Source organism: Gemmatimonas aurantiaca T-27 (assembly GCF_000010305.1).
Taxonomy (GTDB): domain Bacteria; phylum Gemmatimonadota; class Gemmatimonadetes; order Gemmatimonadales; family Gemmatimonadaceae; genus Gemmatimonas; species Gemmatimonas aurantiaca.
Genome location: NC_012489.1, coordinates 2,819,168 through 2,839,116, shown reverse-complemented (window position 1 = coordinate 2,839,116; position 19,949 = coordinate 2,819,168). Strand labels below are relative to the sequence as shown.

Genomic DNA, 19,949 nt, shown 5'->3' with positions numbered 1-19,949 from the left:
CTACGCACCACGGATGTGACATGCTGTGTCACGGAGGGGCCGAGCGCCGATAGCCCTTGGCCCATCCGTCTACGCACCCAAGGCGCGTTCCAGATCTGCGATGATGTCGTCGGTATGCTCGAGCCCGACACTGACCCGAATGAGCCCGTCTGTGATAGCCACCGCAGCACGTTCGTCGGCAGTCAATTTGCTGTGTGTCGTGGAGGCCGGGTGCGTGACAATGGTCCGTGTGTCGCCAAGGTTCGCAGAGTGTGATACGAGCTGTACACCATCGAGGAATCGGCGTCCGGCATCGAGCCCGCCTTTGAGCACCAGCACCACAATGCCACCACCCTGCGACATCTGCTGACGCGCCAGGTCGTATTGCGGGTGCGACGGCAGGAAGGGATAGCGCACCGACTCCACTGCCGGATGGCCTTCAAAATGACGGGCCACGGTCAGGGCGTTGCTGCTGTGTCGATCCATCCGCACGGCGAGCGTTTCCAGCGATTTTGACAGCAGCCAGGCGTTGAAGGCGCTCATGGCTGGACCGGTGTGACGGGCAAAAAACCGGCAATCGCTCAGGTAGTCCCGCGCGCCGATGATGGCGCCGCCCAGGGCCCGACCCTGACCGTCGATGTACTTGGTGGCCGAATGCACCACCACACTCGCGCCGAGTGCGAGCGGCCGTTGCAGATACGGGGTGGCGAAGCAGTTGTCGACCACCAGCGGGATGCCGCGGGCACGTGCCAGCGCGCCCAGCCAAGCCAGGTCGATGAGTTCGAGCCCCGGATTGCTCGGCGTCTCCACGAACAACAGTCGTGTGTTCGGACGAATGAGCCGTTCCCATGAACCGGGATCTCCGACGTCGGCATAGTCCGAGGTGACACCCCACTTCGGCAGCACACGCGTCAGGATCTGGTGGGTCGAACCAAACAGGGCACGCGATGCCACGATATGATCACCGGCCGATACCTTCGCCGCCAGCGCGGTGAACACGGCCGACATGCCTGACGCGGTCGCGATGCCATCCTCGCCCCCTTCGAGCAGGCACAGTTTCCGGACGAATTCATCGGTGTTCGGATTGGCATACCGACTGTACACGTTGCCGCTCACTTCCTCGGTGAACAACGCCCGTGCGTGCTCGGCGTCGTCGAACCGGAAGCTCGACGTGAGGAAGAGCGGCACCGAGTGTTCGCGCTCCGGCGTGATCGGCGACTGCGTGCGGATCGCGAGCGTCTCGAAGTGCGGGGACTGTGGGTCGTCGGACATGTTGAGCGGAGCAGGACGTTGGCATTCCGTGGGATCGCCATAAACTTACCTGCATGCCTTCCCCGTCCGGTCCTACCGCCGCAGGTTCAGCCGTCCGCGTCATCCTGGCCTCGCAGTCCCCCCGCCGCCGCGAGTTGCTCACGCTCGTGGGCATTACCCACGAAGTACGGCCGGCGGACATCGACGAGACCGTGCTCCCCGGTGAGGCCCCGGTGCCGCACTGCGAACGCCTGGCTCGCGGCAAAGCGCAGGCCCTGGCCGCCGCAGAGCCCGGTTCACTGGTGATTGGCTCCGACACCATTGTCGTCGTGGACGGCGACATCCTGGGCAAGCCGCGGGACCGCGAAGAGGCCATTCACATGCTGACGCGGCTCGCCGGCCGTGAACACACGGTGTACACAGCCGTCGCCGTGGCTCATGCCGGCGAGATCCGTTCCGGCGTGGAGGCGGTGCAGGTGCAGTTCCGGCCGCTCAATCGGCCGCAGATCGAAGGCTACGTCGACACCAAGGAGCCCATGGACAAGGCCGGCGCCTACGGCATCCAGGGATACGGTGCCACCATCGTGGAGCGCATCGAAGGTGACTACTTCGCCGTGATGGGATTGCCACTCGGCCGGATGATCACCCTGATCCGCGATCTCGGTTTTCAGTACGCGTTCGGTTCGATCACCACGTGATCAACGGGCCTGCAGTTCCGCCAGGCGCGCTGCTTCGTAGTGTGTGCGCCAGTGCTGCAGCTTCGACACCACGTCGTCCACGGTAATGCGCTCGAGGCGTCCCTCGCGGTAGGTCATATCGAGTGGGTAGTCCTCTCCCGGATCTCCGTACGCATCGATCATGAGATCGTGCGCAAAATCGTATGGGCCGACTCGCTTCGGGTTCGTGTAGCCCAACAACGAAATCACGGGTGTACGCAGTGCGATGGCGAGATGCAGCGGACCGGTATCCGGTGAGAGCGCCACCGCCGCGCCATCGAGGATGGCGGACAGTTTGCGCAAACCGCTGCCCAGTGCCGAATGCGCCATCGGGGCATCACGCAGGATGATCTCCTCGGCGGCTCGCTCCCGCGGGGAGTTGCCGCCCACCAGCACGGGCTGCAATCCGAAGTCGTTCCACAGGACCTGGCAGATGCGGGCCCAGCGATCGGGCATCCAGTCCTTGGCGGGTTTGCTGGTGGCCACGACAATCGGCGCAATGGGACGATCGAACTGATCCAGGAATTCCCGCTGCCACTGTCGTTCTTCGTCGTTCCAAGGGCCCAGTGTCCAGGTCGGAGAACCATGGGGCACACCCAGCGCATCGAGAAACTCGAAGTACTGGTCCTGCACATGTTGCCCGGCGTGTGGGGCAATGCGATGTGTGGTGAACAGCCAGTTGGCATCACGCGCGCGTGCGCGATCGAAGCCCAGCTTCACGGGGGATCTGGTGAAACCCGTGATGAGCCCGGCCTTGAAGTACACCTGCAGTCCCAGCACCACATCGAACTGCCGCGAAGCGAGGGCACGACGCACGTCGAGAAATGCCTGCCATCCCCGTGCCCGATCAAAGAGCACGATGTCATCGACCAGCGGATGGCCGCGCACCAGCGTCGCCGGTCCTGGTTGCAGCACCCAGGTGATGTGTGCTTTGGGCACCTGGGCCTTGAGCGCGTGGATGATGGGCATGACGTGCACGGCATCGCCGACCGCACTCATCATGACGATGCCGATGCGGTCGAGTCGGATGGGGGGCAGCGGCGGCGTAGTGGGTGTGGCCGTCGTAGTCGGTGTAGCCATCAATGCTGTTCCAGCGCGAGCAGGTCCGTGTTGGTCGCGTCCACAAACGCCGCGATGCGACGATCCGCAAAGTCACAGCCGAAATGGGTACGCCACTTGGCCATGGATCGTGTCAGGCGCGAGACATTCCGGTGCATGGTTTCATGTGGGGCGCGGTGAGGATGCCATTGCACCACATCCACATCGATCATGAGCGCTTCGAGGGTAGCGTGTGCTCCCGGCTTGAGCAGCACGTTCTTGACGTTGAGATCCGGGTGTACCACACCATGGCGCGCGAGCGTGACGAGCAGCGCCCGCGTGGCGTGCAGGGCCTGGTCACACTCCATGTCGGGGGCGAGACCGGCCAGCACCATGCCGAGATCCGCTGTATCGGGCACGTACAAGGTGACGACGTCCACACGCACCAGTCCAGGTCCGGCGTCGTAGCGCACGAAACCCAGTACCTCCGTGGTGGGAACGCCGGCGGCTCGCAGCGCCATCGACTGCGACATCTCGACGGGGGCCCGCGACGGGCGTCGGAAACGATCGCCTGTGATGGGGGCCAGCAAGCCCCCATGCCAGGCATGACGCACCACCACGCGCATGGCGGATGTTGGCAGCGTGGCCACATACACCGGTGCTCGACCACGCAACGCACGAGCCTGCGGCTGCGCGGACGCCCAGTCATACAACGAGCCGTGTGCTTCGACCACCGAGACGAGATCCTCTCGCACCGATGACACGGCGGTCACGTCGGCGCCGCGTAGCGATACGCTGGGTGGGATGTCTGTGGCGGTGTGGGTCACGACGTCACGCCGTGGGTGGGCGATGCCACCTCCCACACCGGACTGTCTTCACTGGTATGCCGGAACACACGCAACTCCGTACGGGGCAGGCAGGCGACTCGTCCTTCGAGGGAGTGTACCATCGCTTCGCTGACCAGGACTTCGCCGCTCTTGGCGAGCGAGCACAGACGGCTGGCCAGGTTCACCGTATCGCCGATGAGCGTGAATTCGAGGCGACGCGGTGATCCGATATTGCCCACGAAGGCATCACCGGTGTGGATGCCAATCCCCACCCGCAATTCCGGGCGTCCTTCGCGGCGCCAGCGTTCATTCAGCAGCGCCAGCGCTTCCTGCATGTCACGGGCCGCGGCGACGGCGCGTTCGGCATCATCGTCACGCGCCTCCGGGGCACCCCAGTAGGCCATGATGGCATCGCCAATGAACTTGTCGAGTGCGCCTTCATGCCGAAACACGCAGTCCACCATCGCGCCGAAGTACTCGTTGAGCTGTTGCGCCATGGCGGTCGGCGGCAATGACTCGGCGATGGCCGTGAAGTGGCGGATATCGCTGAACAGCACCACCACGCGCTGACGCACGCCGCCCAGCGAAACCTGTGTCGGACTCCCGGCAATGCGCTCTGCGAGTTGCGGCGTGAAGTATCGTTCGAAGTTTTCCCGGACTCGCGCCGCTTGTAGCAACTGTTCGGCGGCCAGCTCCCGTTCAACCGCGGCGGATGCGATGCCGGCAAACGCCACGAGCAATGCGAGGTCGTCATCCTGGAACGCCTGATGTTCGCGCAGGTGATCGACGTACAACACACCCAGCGTGCCACGCCCTTCGCCAAGCAACGGCGCTGCCATGGCCGATTTTACGGCCTGCTGCAACACCGATTCGCCCGCGGTGCGAGTATCCCGCGCCGCATCGTTGGTGAGCAGCGCGACTTGCCGCTCCGCGACGCCATGTGCGATGGCTCGCGGCACGGGGCGGGGGATGGCGCCCTTCCGGTCGCGTGAAATCCGGGTGTCGAGAGTACCATCTGGCTCGGCCAGCAACACCGCCACCCGGTCAGCATCGAACGTCGCGAAGAGATCCGCCGCGATGGCGTCGAGCAAACCATCGAGATCGCCGAAGGTCCCCAGTCGCTGCGCAATGCGCACCAACTGCGTGAGACGTGCGGTGGCCCGATCGTTGTTGACGGCGATATCGGCGAGTGCCTGATCGCGCGATGGCACCAGGCGCTCACGCAGCATCGTGGCAGAGGCTTCCTGCCCTGCGAATGACGGCGTCGGACGCATGGCCACCGAATCCACCTCCAGCACCGTGAATGTCACGGTGCCGAAGGCGACAGTGTCTCCGGGGCGCGCCATGCCGCGCGTGACCCGCGATCCATTGATCCAGGTGCCATTTCGTGAACCCAGATCCACGATCTGCACGCCACGATCCCGGTCGTCCAGCGACAGTTCCGCATGACGCCGTGAGACCGCCGGATCGAGTACCGGCAGATCGCTGATCGGATCACGCCCCAGCACGAGCGTGGCGCGTCCCAGCAGGGAGAAGCGCCGATCGCCCGAAGCCGAGGTGAGCACGAGTGTCACGCGCGCGCCTCATGGCGTTCCGGCCGGTGTTCAACCACGCGCCCGTCCGATGGCGGTCAGCATGGCGCGCGCCTTGTTTTCGGTCTCTTCCCACTCGCGTTCGGGGACCGAGTCGTACACGATGCCCGCACCGGCCTGCACCGAGGCGACGCCATCCGCAATCACACAGGTACGGATGGTGATGGCAAGATCCATGCGGGTATCGCCCGCGCCGATCACGCCCAGCGCACCGGCGTACGCACCGCGGCGTTCAGGCTCGAGTTCGTCGATGATCTCCATGGCGCGCACCTTGGGAGCGCCGGTCATGGTGCCCGCCGGGAACACCGCGCGGAACGCATCGAGGGCACTCGACCCATCGGCCAACTCGCCTTCCACCTGACTGACGATGTGGAACACATGCGAGTAGCGCTCCACCACCATCAGGTCGGTGACCTCTACCGTACCGTACTTCGCGAGACGACCCACGTCATTGCGACCGAGGTCCACCAGCATGACGTGTTCCGCACGCTCCTTTTCGTCGGCGAGCAATTCGGCGGCCAGCGCGTCATCCTCTTCCTGCGTCTTGCCGCGCGGACGGGTGCCGGCGATGGGGCGCACGGTGAGACGACCATCGGCCACACGTACCAGGAGTTCCGGCGAACTGCCCACCAGTTCCAGGCCGTCGAGAAAGAGGTGATACATGTACGGCGACGGATTCAGCGCGCGCAGGGCACGGTACAGCGTCGTCGTATCGAAATCGAGCGGCACTTCCATGCGCCGCGCGAGCAGAGCCTGAAAAACATCGCCGGCAAGGATGTACTCCTTGATGCGATCGACATCGCGCAGGAAATCTTCGCGTGGATACTTCGAGACCGCCGTGGCCGGTGCTGCACGTTCGTTCAACGTGAGCGGTGGCAACGTCTCAGGTCCTTGCAGGCGTGCGATCGTCTCGTCGAGGGTGGCCACCGCCTTGTGGTATTGCGCCTCCAGCGTGGCCGCATCGCTGCCCGCCGCGACCGGTACCGACACAATCACACGGGCCTGCCCACGCCAATTGTCGATCACCACCAGCGCGTCGGTGAAGACAAAGCAGGCGTCGGGGTAACTCAACGCGCGGGGCGGGGCATGGGGCAGTCGCTCGATGTGACGCACCACGTCGTACGAGAAGAACCCAAACGCACCACTCCAGAGCGCACCCAACTCGGGGGCGTCCACGGGGTTCATGTCACGCACAATGCCGCGCAGATCGGCGATGGGATCCTCCGGCGTGCGTGCACCGTACCAACCCGATTCGGCCGTCCAGTCTTCCACCACACCATCGCGCAGTCGCCATGCGCCGCGCGGCTCGGTCCCCAGATACGTATAGCGCGACCACGCCTCGCCCCGCGTGACCGCGGATTCGAGCAGGAACGCAAAAGGGCCACGCCGCAGCTTCGCAAAGGCGGAGACAGGCGTGCAGAGGTCGAGCAGGCAGTCGCTCCAAACCGGCACGAGGCCGCCGGTGGACTGGCAGCCTGCAGCACGGGAGCGGAATTCGTCGAGCGTAGTCATCGGGTTGAAAGGTCGCCGCGCCGCTCGCTGAAGGGCAAGCGACTCCCTAGCATTCCCGTGACCTGGGGATGGTGATTTCACGCGAGGTGTCGAGATGGCTGGTGTACCGAACGGCGAGGCCGCACATGACGGAGCAACCCGTGCCGACTCGGCACACCCTCCTGTCACCGGGGACGTCTCCCGTGATGTGACGCGCATTGCGGCCCGGATTGTGGACGTGGTCGTGCTGGCCCCCGCCCCGGAGGGCGTGTTTCCGGCCCGCTGGCGGGTACTCACCCTGCGCCGCGCGGCCGGAACGCGATGCACCGGAGCCTGGGAGATTGTGCATGGGCGTATCGAGGCCGGGGAGCGGCCCGCTGCAGCGGCCTGTCGCGAGGTCTTCGAGGAGACCGGCTTCGCCGTGGATCGCCTGTACAATCTCGCGGTGAATCCGTTCTACATCCCGGTCACGGACACGGTGCAACTGGCGCTGGTGTTCGCCGCCATCGTGCACGCCGATGTATCGGATGACACCGTGGCGCTGAGCGAGGAGCACGATCTGGCCGGTTGGCGCACGGCCGATGAGGCGCTGCAGGAGCTGGCCTGGCCGCGCGAGCACGAGGCGGTACGCCATGCCATGTGGCTACTGCGGAGTGGTGATGCGGGGGCGGTGGAGGATGTACTGCGAGCCCCCGTTTCAGGTCCCCCGTAACTCAGAACCGCTTTTTGGCCCCTGCCCGCGACCGCACCGCGGCCCGTTCCCGTTCCACGCGTTGCAGCACCGAGGCCCAATCCGTCGCAGTGGGGACACTTTCCATCTTGGCGCTCACGGGCTGATTGAGGTCGAGCTGCCCATCGAAGACCAGCAACGCCGACTGGACCTCGCGCTGCCGGAGTCGGTATTCGCCGAAGCCTGGCGTCAGCGGCACCATATCGAGCGGGCGAAAGTCCCGGCCCGTGTTGGCGATGATGAACTCCTGCGGCGAGAATCGTGTCTCGCCCTGCTCGATCGCAAAGAAGCTGACGTACCAGACCGAGTAGTGCGGCAGGCGGTTGCGTTCACGAATGGCCTGCAGCTTGGGCTCGTTGCCATTCACCAGCTCACGCAATGCCCGATACGAATCGGGAGACAGTAGCCGGATGAATCGCTCGTCCACGGGAATGGCGCGTACCTGCAGCCCCGACGACGGCGATGTCTTGAGCGCGATGTCGTCCTGTCGCAGCGTGCCGAAGCCCACCGGGACCCAATTCGGATCGAGCGTATCGCCCGAGATGCCAGGCAGCCTGCTCGCTGACGCTGGCGTCTGTGCGGGTACCGATGATGCGCCCGCACACGCCAGCAAGGCGAAACAGGCCGGAAGCCACATGAGTCTGCGAATGCCCGGTGCGCGCCGCATCACTCCTCCTCCGTTGTTCTCCAGTCAGGCATCGCCAATAGCTGCATCAACGCCGAGGCCAGTTCATCGCGGCCAGCGCCGGTATGCGCCGAAAACGGCACGACCTGATCCGCGTCGAGCCCCAGGCGCTTGGACAGCTCCTCTACACGCGCCCGAGCTTGCGCTGGCTTGAGCTTGTCGATCTTGGTGATGGCCACGATGGTGGGTACCCCGACATCGGCCAGAAAGTCCATCATGACGTAGTCGTCATTGGTGGGGTCGTGGCGTACGTCGAGCAGTTGCACCACACCCTGCAGTCGTGGACTGGTGCCGAGGTACCCTTCGATCAGCGGGCGCCATTCGGCCTTTCGTTCTTTGCTGATGCGCGCGTACCCATACCCCGGAAGGTCGGCCAGCACGAACTGGTGGTTCACATCGAAGAAATGAATCTCGCGCGTACGGCCCGGCGTGGTGCTCACACGCGCGAACGACTTGCGACGCATCAGCTTGTTGAGCAGCGAGCTCTTGCCCACGTTCGAACGCCCGACAAACGCGATCTCCGGCAGAGTGATCTCGGGCCGCCAGCCATCGATGGTGGCCATGGGGCCGAGATATTCGAGATGACGGATGACCATCGGATCGGGTGTGCCGGTCGGCGTCCCCGATTCGGTCATGTGGGTGCTCCCTGGTCGGTATGCACCAACACGCCATCCTGCTGCGGTGCGCGGGGCCGCGATCGCGACGACCTCGAACGGGCCGTGGGTGCAACAGCGGCCGCCGCTTCCGAAAGACCCACCGGCTTCTGACGCAGTGCCAGCTCGAGCACTTCGTCCATCGTCTTCACGATGTGCCACTCGACGCCGTTGCGCACGTCTTCCGGCAGTTCACTCAGGTCCTTCGCGTTGCCCTGCGGAATGATCACGTGCTTCAGACGATGGCGGTGGGCGGCGACGCCCTTCTCACGCACACCACCAATGGGCAACACGCGTCCACGCAACGTGACCTCACCGGTCATGGCGATATCGCCGCGCACGGGAATGCCGGTCAGGGCACTGGTGAGCGCGGTGGCCAACGCGATACCGGCCGACGGACCATCCTTGGGGGTGGCGCCGGCGGGCAGGTGCACATGAATGTCCCGCTCCCGATAGAAGTCGGGGGAGAGGCCCAATGCCGATGCGCGCGCCCGCACATAGCTCAGCGCTGCTGCGGCCGACTCCTTGATCACGTCGCCGAGCGTGCCGGTGAGCTGCACGCGGCCACGACCAGGCACCACACTGACTTCGATCTCCAGCAGCTCGCCGCCGGTGCTCGTATAGGCCAGTCCCGATGCCACGCCCACCTGATCCTCGAGCGCGTGTTCGTCATCGAGATGCTGAATGGGACCGAGCAGGGCCGGCAGTTCATCCCGGACCACCGTCACCTGCGTGTGGTCCGCCCAACTGCGACGGGCGAGCTTGCGACTCAGGCGGGCAATCCGCCGCTCGAGATCGCGCACGCCACTCTCCCGGGTCCAGCCGCGAATCATGGCGGGCAGCACATCGTCGGCCAGCGTCACCTGCGCCACCGGCACGCCGTTCGCGCCGAGCTGCTTGGGTACGAGGTACCGACGCGCAATGGCCAGCTTTTCGCCTTCGAGGTACCCGGGCAGGCGGATGATCTCCATGCGATCGCGCAGGGCCTCAGGAATACCGCTCAGCGAATTGGCCGTGGTGACGAACAGGACCTGCGACAGGTCGTAGTCGACTTCGAGATAGTGATCGTTGAAAGCCTTGTTCTGCTCCGGATCGAGCACCTCGAGCAGCGCGGCGGCGGGGTCACCGCGCCAATCGCTGCCCAACTTGTCGATCTCGTCGAGCAGGATCACGGGATTCATCGATTCGGCGCGACGCATGGCCTGCAGAATGCGCCCCGGCATCGATCCGATATACGTTCGACGATGGCCGCGAATCTCGGCTTCATCGCGCACACCACCCAAGGCCATACGCACGAAGCGACGGCCCAGGGCTTTGGCGATCGAACGGCCGAGTGATGTCTTGCCGACGCCCGGTGGCCCCACCAGACAGAGAATCGATCCCTGCTGTGTGCCCACCCGGCCGAGCACTGCGATGTGATCGAGGATGCGCTCCTTCACCTCTTCGAGGCCAAAATGATCTTCCTCGAGTAACGTGCGCGCCGCGTCGACATCGGTCGTGTCTTCGGTGCGCACGTTCCAGGGCAGCGCGAGCACCCAGTCCAGCCATCCGCGGGACACTGCGGCGTCGGGAGACGTGGGCGAACTACGACGGATGCGGCGCAGTTCGCGGTTCGCACGTGTTTCCACGGCCTCCGGCAAACCGAGCGCGGCGATCTGTTTGGCCAAATCCTCGAACTCGTCACCATCGTCCTGGCCGAGCTCACGATGAATGACCCGCAGTTGTTCCTGCAGGAAAAACTCGCGCTGGTTCTGGAACAGTGAGCTGCGCACCTGATCATCGATCTTGCGCTCGAGCTTCAGCAGTTCGAGTTCGCTGCCCAACACCTGTGTGAGCTGTTCGGCCAGGCCACTCAGGGACTCGGCGGCCAGGAGCTGCTGGCGCTGGTCGATGGTGATCTGCAGATGGGCGGCGATGCCATAGGCAATGCGCTCCTCGTGTTCGAGGCTCTGCAGCATCCCCACCACTTCGGGCGCCAGCCGACGATGCAGTCCGGCGTACTCCTCGAACAGCGCCAGCGCGTGTCGTACCTGAGCCGACGTCTGTTCGGCGGTCTTCTTGGTTGGTCTGGTGAGCGGAAACGCATCCACCCGCGCTTCCAGGAGCGGAGTCGCCTTGGCGCTCTTCGGCTTGTGCACACCAAAGCGGCGCACGATGACGCGTTCGGTGGCATCCACGAGGATCTTCATGGTGCCACCGGACACCCGGCTGGCCTGCTGCAGTCGTGCGCGCACGCCAATGCGATACAGATCGTTCCCCGTCGGCAGAGCGACCTCGGGATCACGCTGCGTCACCAGCAGCAATTCGCGCGTGTCTTCGAGGGCCTCGGCCACTGCCGCGAGCGATCCGGCGCGGCCGATGAGCAGCGGCATGGCGACGTGGGGGAACAACACAACGTCGCGAAGCGGAAGGACCGGCAACCTGTGGCTGCCGGTCCTTGAAGAGCGTGGTGTGGTCAGGCTTCCTTCTTCTGCCGCTTGGGCGCGATCTCGAGGAGCGGAGGTCCGCCGTTTTGTACGGCCGCTTCGGTGACTCGCACCTCCACGACATCCTCTCGCGTCGGCAGTTCGAACATGGTGTCGAGCAGGGTCTCTTCGAGAATGGCGCGCAGACCTCGCGCACCGGTGCCGCGCCTGAGGGCCTTGGCGGCCACGGCGCGCAACGCCGACTCTTCGAAGGTGATCTTCACTTCCTCGAGATCGAAGAGGCGCTGGTACTGCTTGGTCAGCGCGTTCTTCGGTTCCTTGAGGATGGACATGAGCGCTTCTTCGTCGAGGGCCTCGAGGGGCACACAGACGGGGAGGCGACCCACGAGCTCGGGGATAATGCCAAAGCGGAGCAGGTCATCGGGCTCGACTTCGGCAAACGGAGTCTTGGGGGTGGTCTTGCCGATGGACACCACCTTCGTGTCCGGCTTTTCGTCGCCAAAGCCGATCATGCGACGGCCCGTGCGGGCCTCGATGATTTTCTCCAGACCGTCGAAGGCTCCACCACAAATGAAGAGGATGTCCTTCGTGTTGATCTGGATGTACTCCTGCTGCGGGTGCTTACGGCCACCCTGTGGTGGCACACTGGCCACCGTGCCTTCCAGGATCTTGAGCAGCGCCTGCTGCACACCTTCGCCCGACACGTCACGCGTGATGCTCGGGTTTTCCGACTTGCGCGCGATCTTGTCGATTTCGTCGATGTACACGATGCCACGCTCGCACTCGGCGACATTGAAGTCACCGGCCTGCAACAGGCGCACGAGGATGTTCTCCACGTCTTCGCCGACGTAGCCGGCTTCGGTGAGCGTGGTGGCATCGGCGATCGTGAACGGGACGTCCAGAATACGCGCCAACGTCTGTGCAAGCAGCGTCTTGCCGACGCCCGTGGGGCCGATCAGCAGGATGTTCGACTTGTCGAGTTCCACGTCGTCTTCACGGGCCGAACTGGACGCATTGATGCGCTTGTAGTGGTTGTACACCGCCACTGACAGCGCCTTCTTGGCCAGGTCCTGCCCGATGACGTACTGATCGAGCGTGTTCTTGATCTCGCGCGGCGTGGGGACCTGCGTGATCGATTCCGCGACCTCGCGCTCCTCGTCTTCCGCCAGGATCTCATTGCAGAGCGCGATGCACTCGTTGCAGATGTAGACCGACGGGCCGGAAATGAACTTCCGGACGGCGTCCTTGGACTTGCCGCAGAAAGAGCAGCGTAGATGCTTGTCGTGGGACATTGCGATCCGGTGCAGGGCAGCGGGGGAGGCCGGCTCCCCGATTGAGCGCACATGGCCGGCGCCACCATCCGTGGCGGCCCATGTTGCACATGCGTAGAGAGTTAACCCTGTTCGGCGTACAGGGTCAAGCGAAGATCACGCCGAGATGAGTGTCGGCAGGTGGGGCCGGAAACCGTAGCCGGCCCTGACCACCGCCGCAGTGCCCGGAAAGGCTCCGGGAGGCCCGAACGCACGAAGCCGGGGCGCAGGCCCCGGCTTCGTACTACCCCACAAATGTGCGGCGGATGCGCCCCAATCAGCGGGTCGCGGCCACCAGCTCGGCCTGGACCTGGATCACATTGTCGATCAGGCCGTATTCCTTGGCGTCATCGGCGCTCATGAACCGATCACGGTCGGTATCCCGCTCGACCTGCTCCACCTGACGGCCGGTGTGCTTGGCCATCAGTTCGTTCATCTTGGCGCGCAGGTACAGGATTTCGCGGGCCTGGATTTCGATATCGGACGCCGATCCGCCGCCGCCGTTCTGAGACGGCTGGTGGATCATGATGCGGCTGTGCGGCAGCGCTGCCCGGTGGCCCGGGGCACCGGCGCAGAGCAGGAACGCCCCCATCGACGCGGCCATACCCATGCAGGTGGTGTACACCGGCGCCTTGATGAACTGCATCGTGTCATACATCGCCAATCCGGCCGACACGGAGCCGCCCGGGGAGTTGATGTACAGGTGAATCGGCTTCTCGGGGTTGTCGGCATCGAGGAACAGCATCTGGGCAATGATGATGTTCGCGACGTCGTCGTTGATCGGCGACCCCAGGAAAATGATGCGGTCCATGAGGAGCCGCGAGAAGATGTCATACGTCCGCTCACCACGGCTCGAACGCTCGATGATGTACGGCATGTAGATCGACGCCATGCTGCGACTCTCCAGTATGGGATGCTGTGCGGACGGCAGCTCAGGCGGCCGTTACGGGGTTCTTTTCGAGCAGCCAGCCGAACACACGATCTTCCGTCAGTTCGCGCTCGACTTCCGTCAGGCGTCCCGCCTTCTGGAGCTGCGCGTACACCTGCCCGGGATCGGCGTTCCTGGCCTTCGCCAGCTCTTCGACACGTGCATCGACATCGGCCGCGCTGGCCGTCAGCGACTCACGTTCCGCCAACGTGTCGACGATCAGGTCCCGACGGACCTGGCGCTCGGCCATCGGCATGAATTCCTGCGTGAATGTCTGCTTCTGGTTTTCCGGCACGCCGTACATCTGCATGTAGCCATCAACCAACTGCATGACCCACGCCTTCGGTACATCGAACGGATTGGCCGTCACGATCTGCTCGATCAGTTGGCCACGCACGTCGGCATCGGCTTCACGCTTGCTGTGCTCACCCATGTCGGTACGGACGGCGTCACGCAGTACCTGCACGGTGTCGAAATCGCCGATCTCGCGGGCAAAGGCATCATCGAGCGCCGGCAGCGCCTTGCGCTTGACGTCCTTGAGCTGCACCCGCACGAGCTTCGTGGCGCCACGCTGCGATTCGTCCGGGAAATCTTCCGGCCAGCGTACCGACTTCTCGGAGGACGCACCAGGCGCCGTCTCCATGATCAGCTCTTCGATGCCCGGGATGGCCTGACCGCCGCCGAGCACGATACGGTATTCCTTGCCTTCGGGCAGGATACCGTCGGTCTCTTCGGTGGACAGGATCACCGTGACCATGTCACCCGGCGCCGGCTTTTCCTCGACCGGCGACCAGTCGGCCTTCTGCTCGCGCAGCCGCTCGATCTGCTCGTCGATCAGTTCTTCGGTGACCGTGGTGTCCCGACGCGTGATCGTGAAGCCATCGACCTTTTCGAGCGCCAGCTCGGGGCGCACTTCGCAGTGCAGCTCGAACTCGAGCGGCTGACCGGGCTCGGACTTGAGGTCGTGGATATGAGGCTGCGCGGCGAGCTTGAAGCCCTCGCGATCAATCGCCTCACGGAATGCGTCATTGATGACCAGTTCGATCGCTTCCTGGCGCACGGCCTCGGGGAAGCGCTTGCGCACCATCGATGGCGGCGCCTTGCCCGGACGGAAGCCCGGGAGACGCACCTGGGTCGCGTACTTGCGCGCCGCCTGGTCTTCGTACGATGCCACCGTGTCGGCCGGCACCGTGATCTGCAGGCGGCGTGAGACGCCTGCGGTTTCGGTCGGGGTAATGGAAATGTTCATCCCGAACAATCTAGTGGGGGGTGGGGAGGGGGGCGTAGGGGGGCGGGGGCCGCCTGGCGGCGACTTGGAACGGCGGGACCGCGTCACAGGTTGTAGGGGGCTCGGCTCTAAGTGTTAGGTGCTAGGTGTTAGGTCGGAGCTGGCATCCGTGCCGAAGTCGCCGGGAAGCAAGTTCCACTTAGCACCTACCACCTACAGCCTAAAACCAAGCTCCCCAGTACCTGTGACCAGTCCCGTGGTTATCGGCCATGGGGCCCAGCCATCAGCTCCTCCCAATCATCCCCGCAACGATCTTCCCACTCGATATCACCCCCGGCAGCCCCGCCCCCGGGTGGGTCCCCGCACCGCAAAAGTAGAGATTCCCAATATCCCGATCCCGGTTGTGCGGCCGGAACCAGGCAGACTGCGTGAGCACCGGCTCGGGTCCAAAGGCACTGCCCAGATAGCTGTTGAGCGTACCTTCGAAATACCGCGGATCGACACGGCGCTCCGTGACGAGGTGCTGAGACAACCCCGGCAGGTAGCGTTCTTCGAGATATCCCATGATGCGGTCGCGGTAGCGCTCACTCACACGCTCCCAGTCCGTGCCGCTGCCAAGGTGTGGCACCGGGGAGAGCACATACCACGCATCGCACCCTGGCGGGGCAAGCGACGGGTCCGTGGCGGTGGGACGGTGCAGGTACAGCGAAAAATCATCGGCGAGGATCTTCCGCTCGAAGATGTCTTCGAGCAACTCGCGATAGCGCGGTCCCATGAGAATCTCATGGTGCGCAATGTTGTCGTACTGTCGGTTGGTGCCGAAGTAGATCACGAACAACGACATCGAATGCCGCATCCGCTCGAGGCGCCGTGCTGGGGTGCGTGGATGGTGCTCCGGCTTGATCAGCGTACGATAGGCTTGGACCACGTCGCCGTTGCACACCACCGCATCAGCGTCGAGGTGCACGCCGTTCACGCAACGCACACCCGTGGCTCGGCCGTTCACCACCGGCACATCCGCCACTTCGTGTTCGTAGCGCATCGTACCGCCGAGCTCCTCGAAGGCGCGCACGAGGCCCTGTACCAATGCGCCGGTGCCGCCCATGCAAAACAGCACGCCCCACTGCTGTTCAAGCTTGTGAATGAGCGCGTACATGGATGACGCACGAAACGGATTGCCACCCACCAACAGCGGGTGGAAGGAAAACACCTGTCGCAGCCGTTCGTCGGCCAGGTAGGCGTTGGCCATTGCCGCAACCGAACGATCCGCCCGCGTGCGCAGTAGCGCCGGCACCGCTTTCACCATGGAGCCGATGGTGTCGAACGGCTGGTCGATGAGCGGCATGCCGGCGTCGAAAATCGCCGCGGCCTTCTCGCGGAAGGTCAGGTATCCGGCTTCATCACCTGGTGCGAACATTCGCACCTGCTCGCGCAACGCGTCCTTGTCGCCATTGTAGCGAAACACCGATCCATCTTCGAAGCGGATGTTGTAGAACGGATCGAGGCGGACGAGCGAAACAAAATCGGCGGTGTGGCGACCCGTGAGCGCGAAGAGTTCATCGAGCACCCAGGGAGCCGTGATGATTGTGGGGCCGGCGTCGAAGGTGAACCCATCCTGATGGAAGACACAGGCTCGTCCACCTGGCTGGTCGAGTTTTTCGACGATCGTGACGCTGTGCCCCTGTGCTTGCAGTCGAATGGCAGCGGCGAGGCCGCCGAAGCCGCTGCCGATGACGACAATGCGCATCAGCGCGCCGCCGTAAGCATATCGTGCGCCCGGTCCGGACTGCGCAGCGCCAGCGCCAGGGGGAGGCCCATGGCGAGTGTGCCCAGCACACCGGCCAGTACCATGTCCTGCGCAAAGCAGATGGCCAGTGGCAACAGGCCGTTGACCGCGTACAGCGCCAATGGCAGCGACGATGGTGACACCTGCCGCGCCCAGACCGTGGGCGGCACGATGGTCAGCATGGCCCGCGTCACCAGCACGCCGGTCAGGATCCACCCCAGCCAATTGGTGAGAGGCATGCCGAAAAAGAACGGTGTGCCAATGAACTGCTGGAATGACGAGGCGCCGGACAGATCCCCCACCAGCCAGAGCCAGTGCCGTGTCTTCACCATGGCCGGGTCCATCGACACATCCCATGCCGTGAGCACCAGGCCGGCCATCAGCGACCACCACCACTTGGTGGCGTTGTCATCGCGCGCCGTAATCGTGCGACCGCAAATGGCCAATGAGGCCACCAGCATGTAGAACCACGACGTGGGAATGTTGAACGGCACTAGTCCACCGATCTTGTAGCCGAGTTGATCGGTGTAACCGTATGCGCCGAAGGGAAACCCGGTTGCCGTGCCGGCGAGCTCGGAGCTGAGCGACAGCACGAACGCCACGGCAAAGGTGAGTAGGGCCGGGCGCCGACCAATGGCGTGGGCCAAGAATGCCAGCCCCGCAACGGCCCCCAGCACCACCGTGGTCTGTCCACCGAACGTGTAGCCCAGGGCCATGACCCGCTGGTTGGTGGGCGTCTGCAGCCAATCGGGATACGGCGGCACCAGAAACGTGGAAAATGCGAACGCCGAAAAGGCACTCATGGCGGCGTGCGCGATCAGCGCGACGACGGCCACGCGAAGCAGGGAGGGCGATGTATTCACGACGGGGTTACAGGGCGTTGGCTTCGCGCCATGGTGCGCTATTGCCCGACGGGCAGGCCGTGCCCGGGTGCTCAGGGCGATGGCGCCAGGCCTGCCAGAGCAGCCGCAGGCGGGCTGGTGTCTTCATGCGAGCGCGGCGTGTCACCGTGTCGTAGTGCTGGGCTTCGATGGCGTCGAGAATCCCGGCGTAGCCCCGCGCGCAGGCGACCGCGCAGCGCTGTGCGTCGGCGGCCAGCATGGCGATACCGGGCCTCGATTCGGCATACAGTTGGCGGGCACGCGTGATCTGGAACTGCATCAGCGGTTTCCAGCCTGGGTGGAGGGCGACCGCTGGGTCGTTCAGCACCCCGTCGACGGACAGGCCGTACTGCGCGAGTTCCTCCGAGGGCAAGTAACAACGTCCTCGGCGCGCGTCTTCACCCACATCACGCAGAATGTTGGTCAACTGCATCGCCCGGCCCAGTGTGCGGGCATGGCCGATCGCCACGGAAAACCGATCGTCACCATCGTGTCCCGTGGCCGGAACACCGAATACATGTGTGCACATCTCCCCGACCGAGCTGGCCACACCCTCACAATAGCGGGACACGTCGGTCCAGCGCTCGTAGCGCTGCGTCGTGAGGTCGCGGCCGACACCTTCGATCAGTTCATAGAGGGGACGTGACGGCACCTCATAGGTGCGCACCACCCACATCAGTTCCCGCAGAACGGCGCTGTCCGCAGTGCCCCGCAGCGCCTCGTCGAGACGCCCCCGATACCGCAAGAGGTCCTGGTGCAGATCGGTGGTGGACCGAGCGCTCTGCTGGTCCACGAGATCATCTGCCAACCGGCAGAACGCATACAGGGCGTTGGCAGCCCGCCGTTTCTCCCGGGGCAGCAAACGGCTGGCCAGCGAAAACGTACGCGCGTGCAACGCGGTGATACGCGCGCATTCGATGGCGTCAGGGCCGGCCGAGTGGAGCGAACTCATCGGTTCGAACGGCCGAAGAAACGATGACGGGTAAAAATGATGGAAGACGGCACTCTTGTAGGAATCGCCTCCGGTCGCAGGGATCGCAACCTCTTGTGCGCATGGGGAGGCCTGCGGTGGTTCCCCGGATCGCGCCCAAATGCAAACGGGCACCGGATTTCCCGGTGCCCGTTGCACTGCCATCAACCACAGCCCATCACCTGCTGATCAGGAACCCTTCTTCATGTTCGGGTTGTTGTCCCGTTCCGCGAACGGAAGCGGATAGCAGGTATTCGTACCGACATTCTGGTAGCCAGGCTTGAAGTACGGCTGGCCAGCGGCCGTAACGGTGCCGGCAACCGAAGCGGGCGAGCGGCGCATATCGGCCACACGCTTGCCTTCGAGGAAGAACTCGAGGGCGCGCTGGTTGAACAGTTCCGTCTTCACGCTGACCGCGTCCGTCGGCCCCGAATACGCCGGACGTCCGTTGGCGGAGCGACGAGCCGCGATCAGGGCGAGCTGCGTGGTCGGATTGGCCGAGGCTTCCGCCGCGATGTAATCCGCTTCCAGCTTGGATGCGAGACGGATCGACGCCGCAAAGGTCGGGAACTTGGTCTGCTGGTGGAAACCACCCGGCACCGCATCCTGAGCCACGGCCGTGGCCGGCGGGGTACCACCCGCGATGTTGTACGTCACGCGCGGGTCACCCTGACGGAACCACGGGGCCACGCTGATCGAACCACGGGTGAAGGAGAATGACCAGAGATCGTTGCTGAGTCGGCCACGATTACCGGCATCGTCCGTGTAACGCATGTTCGAGACAAATCCTGCCGGTACCAATGCGGCATCGGCAGCCGCGCCGGCGTTGTCCCCCTTCTGCAGCTTGGCCCGAGCGCGCCCCACGAGAGACGCATTGGCCAGTTCCACGGCCTCTGTGGACGCGTTGGCACGACCAACCGTATTGGCTCGGTCGAACCAGAAAATGGCCGAGTCGAGCATCTGCGCGGTGGTGAGCTCCGGGCCGCTGGAGAACGATCCGGTGCAGAAATCCGATGCCATCTGCAGAATCGAGAAGCCGCGGAACGTGGCAGCCCGAGCCACCGAGATGTTCCGGTCCTTGTCCGGCAGGTCGAGATCGAGCACCAGCTTCGCCGACGCAACCGCCCGTGACAACGGGGCCCACACTTCGCCGTTGAGCGACGTGTTGAGGTCGGTGATGTTGCGGAAGCCGAACTCGTTGCGGGTCGGGAACGTGTCCGCCACGTTGGCCTCTTCCGAGAACCAGCCGCCGTACATCGCCAGCGTGCCAATCATGTCCACGTAGTTCTGCTGCGCCGATGCCGCCAACATGGCACCACTGGCCGTCGGATCTACGGTGCCCGCATCGATGAGATCGGGATTGGTGACGGTGACGAATTTATCTCCGCAGGCTGCGGCTCCCACAGCGAGCAGCGTGCCGGCCGTTGTGCGCGCAACCGCGCGTGTGATCTTCTTCAT

17 protein-coding genes are annotated in these 19,949 nt (G+C 64.4%); 2 read left to right on the top strand and 15 right to left on the bottom strand.

The annotated features are described in order from the left end of the window. Positions 1 to 69 precede the first annotated feature (69 nt). Positions 70 to 1,251 (bottom strand): trans-sulfuration enzyme family protein, encoded by a 1,182-nt coding sequence (locus GAU_RS12465; RefSeq protein ID WP_015894232.1) that lies wholly within the window; start codon positions 1,249 to 1,251, stop codon positions 70 to 72. A 53-nt stretch (positions 1,252 to 1,304) separates the two neighbouring features. Between GAU_RS12465 and GAU_RS12460 the strand changes: the two genes are divergently transcribed. Continuing rightward, complete coding sequence (locus tag GAU_RS12460) at positions 1,305 to 1,928, top strand: Maf family protein (RefSeq protein WP_015894231.1); 624 nt, start codon at positions 1,305 to 1,307, stop codon at positions 1,926 to 1,928. Here the strand turns inward: GAU_RS12460 and GAU_RS12455 are convergent, their stop codons facing one another. Genes GAU_RS12455 through GAU_RS12440 form a run of 4 tightly spaced genes read right to left on the bottom strand, consistent with a single transcriptional unit; the run spans position 1,929 to position 6,915 of the window. Continuing rightward, positions 1,929 to 3,026 (bottom strand): glycosyltransferase family 9 protein, encoded by a 1,098-nt coding sequence (locus tag GAU_RS12455; RefSeq protein WP_015894230.1) that lies wholly within the window; start codon positions 3,024 to 3,026, stop codon positions 1,929 to 1,931. Beyond that, the gene (locus GAU_RS12450) at positions 3,026 to 3,811 is read right to left on the bottom strand and encodes a lipopolysaccharide kinase InaA family protein (RefSeq protein ID WP_015894229.1); all 786 of its coding nucleotides are present in this window, start codon (positions 3,809 to 3,811) and stop codon (positions 3,026 to 3,028) included. The genes GAU_RS12455 and GAU_RS12450 overlap by 1 nt, the downstream gene beginning before the upstream one ends. Further along, positions 3,808 to 5,385 (bottom strand): adenylate/guanylate cyclase domain-containing protein, encoded by a 1,578-nt coding sequence (locus tag GAU_RS12445; RefSeq protein WP_015894228.1) that lies wholly within the window; start codon positions 5,383 to 5,385, stop codon positions 3,808 to 3,810. Before GAU_RS12445 ends, GAU_RS12450 begins: the two co-directional genes overlap by 4 nt. A gap of 30 nt (positions 5,386 to 5,415) precedes the next feature. Then, positions 5,416 to 6,915 (bottom strand): anthranilate synthase component I family protein, encoded by a 1,500-nt coding sequence (locus GAU_RS12440; protein WP_015894227.1) that lies wholly within the window; start codon positions 6,913 to 6,915, stop codon positions 5,416 to 5,418. Between the two features lie 94 nt (positions 6,916 to 7,009). Between GAU_RS12440 and GAU_RS20960 the strand changes: the two genes are divergently transcribed. Continuing rightward, positions 7,010 to 7,606 carry an NUDIX domain-containing protein gene (locus GAU_RS20960; RefSeq protein WP_052574418.1) on the top strand — a complete coding sequence of 199 codons (597 nt, stop codon included), beginning with the start codon at positions 7,010 to 7,012 and terminating at the stop codon, positions 7,604 to 7,606. Position 7,607: 1 nt separating this feature from the next. On the opposite strand, the gene GAU_RS12430 is transcribed toward GAU_RS20960, so the two are convergent. The 10 genes from GAU_RS12430 to GAU_RS12385 form a co-directional block, all read right to left on the bottom strand. Next, positions 7,608 to 8,291, bottom strand: a complete 684-nt coding sequence (locus GAU_RS12430; RefSeq protein WP_015894225.1) for a hypothetical protein — start codon at positions 8,289 to 8,291, stop codon at positions 7,608 to 7,610. Beyond that, a complete protein-coding gene (gene yihA, locus GAU_RS12425) occupies positions 8,291 to 8,944 on the bottom strand; it encodes a ribosome biogenesis GTP-binding protein YihA/YsxC (RefSeq protein ID WP_052574417.1) in 654 nt (217 codons plus the stop codon). Before yihA ends, GAU_RS12430 begins: the two co-directional genes overlap by 1 nt. Then, positions 8,941 to 11,382 carry an endopeptidase La gene (gene lon, locus GAU_RS12420; protein WP_015894223.1) on the bottom strand — a complete coding sequence of 814 codons (2,442 nt, stop codon included), beginning with the start codon at positions 11,380 to 11,382 and terminating at the stop codon, positions 8,941 to 8,943. The genes yihA and lon overlap by 4 nt, the downstream gene beginning before the upstream one ends. 35 nt (positions 11,383 to 11,417) lie before the next feature. After that, complete coding sequence (gene clpX / locus GAU_RS12415; RefSeq protein WP_015894222.1) at positions 11,418 to 12,680, bottom strand: ATP-dependent Clp protease ATP-binding subunit ClpX; 1,263 nt, start codon at positions 12,678 to 12,680, stop codon at positions 11,418 to 11,420. 295 nt (positions 12,681 to 12,975) lie between these two features. Further along, positions 12,976 to 13,590, bottom strand: coding sequence for an ATP-dependent Clp protease proteolytic subunit (locus GAU_RS12410; protein ID WP_015894221.1), 615 nt, complete (start codon positions 13,588 to 13,590; stop codon positions 12,976 to 12,978). A 40-nt stretch (positions 13,591 to 13,630) separates the two neighbouring features. Beyond that, a complete protein-coding gene (tig, locus tag GAU_RS12405) occupies positions 13,631 to 14,875 on the bottom strand; it encodes a trigger factor (RefSeq protein WP_015894220.1) in 1,245 nt (414 codons plus the stop codon). A 262-nt stretch (positions 14,876 to 15,137) separates the two neighbouring features. Further along, positions 15,138 to 16,601 (bottom strand): phytoene desaturase, encoded by a 1,464-nt coding sequence (locus GAU_RS12400; RefSeq protein ID WP_015894219.1) that lies wholly within the window; start codon positions 16,599 to 16,601, stop codon positions 15,138 to 15,140. Further along, positions 16,601 to 17,503, bottom strand: a complete 903-nt coding sequence (locus tag GAU_RS20955) for a carotenoid biosynthesis protein (RefSeq protein ID WP_015894218.1) — start codon at positions 17,501 to 17,503, stop codon at positions 16,601 to 16,603. The genes GAU_RS12400 and GAU_RS20955 overlap by 1 nt, the downstream gene beginning before the upstream one ends. A 7-nt stretch (positions 17,504 to 17,510) precedes the next feature. Further along, positions 17,511 to 18,473 (bottom strand): phytoene/squalene synthase family protein, encoded by a 963-nt coding sequence (locus tag GAU_RS12390; RefSeq protein WP_052574414.1) that lies wholly within the window; start codon positions 18,471 to 18,473, stop codon positions 17,511 to 17,513. Between the two features lie 207 nt (positions 18,474 to 18,680). Next, a complete protein-coding gene (locus GAU_RS12385) occupies positions 18,681 to 19,949 on the bottom strand; it encodes a RagB/SusD family nutrient uptake outer membrane protein (RefSeq protein WP_015894216.1) in 1,269 nt (422 codons plus the stop codon).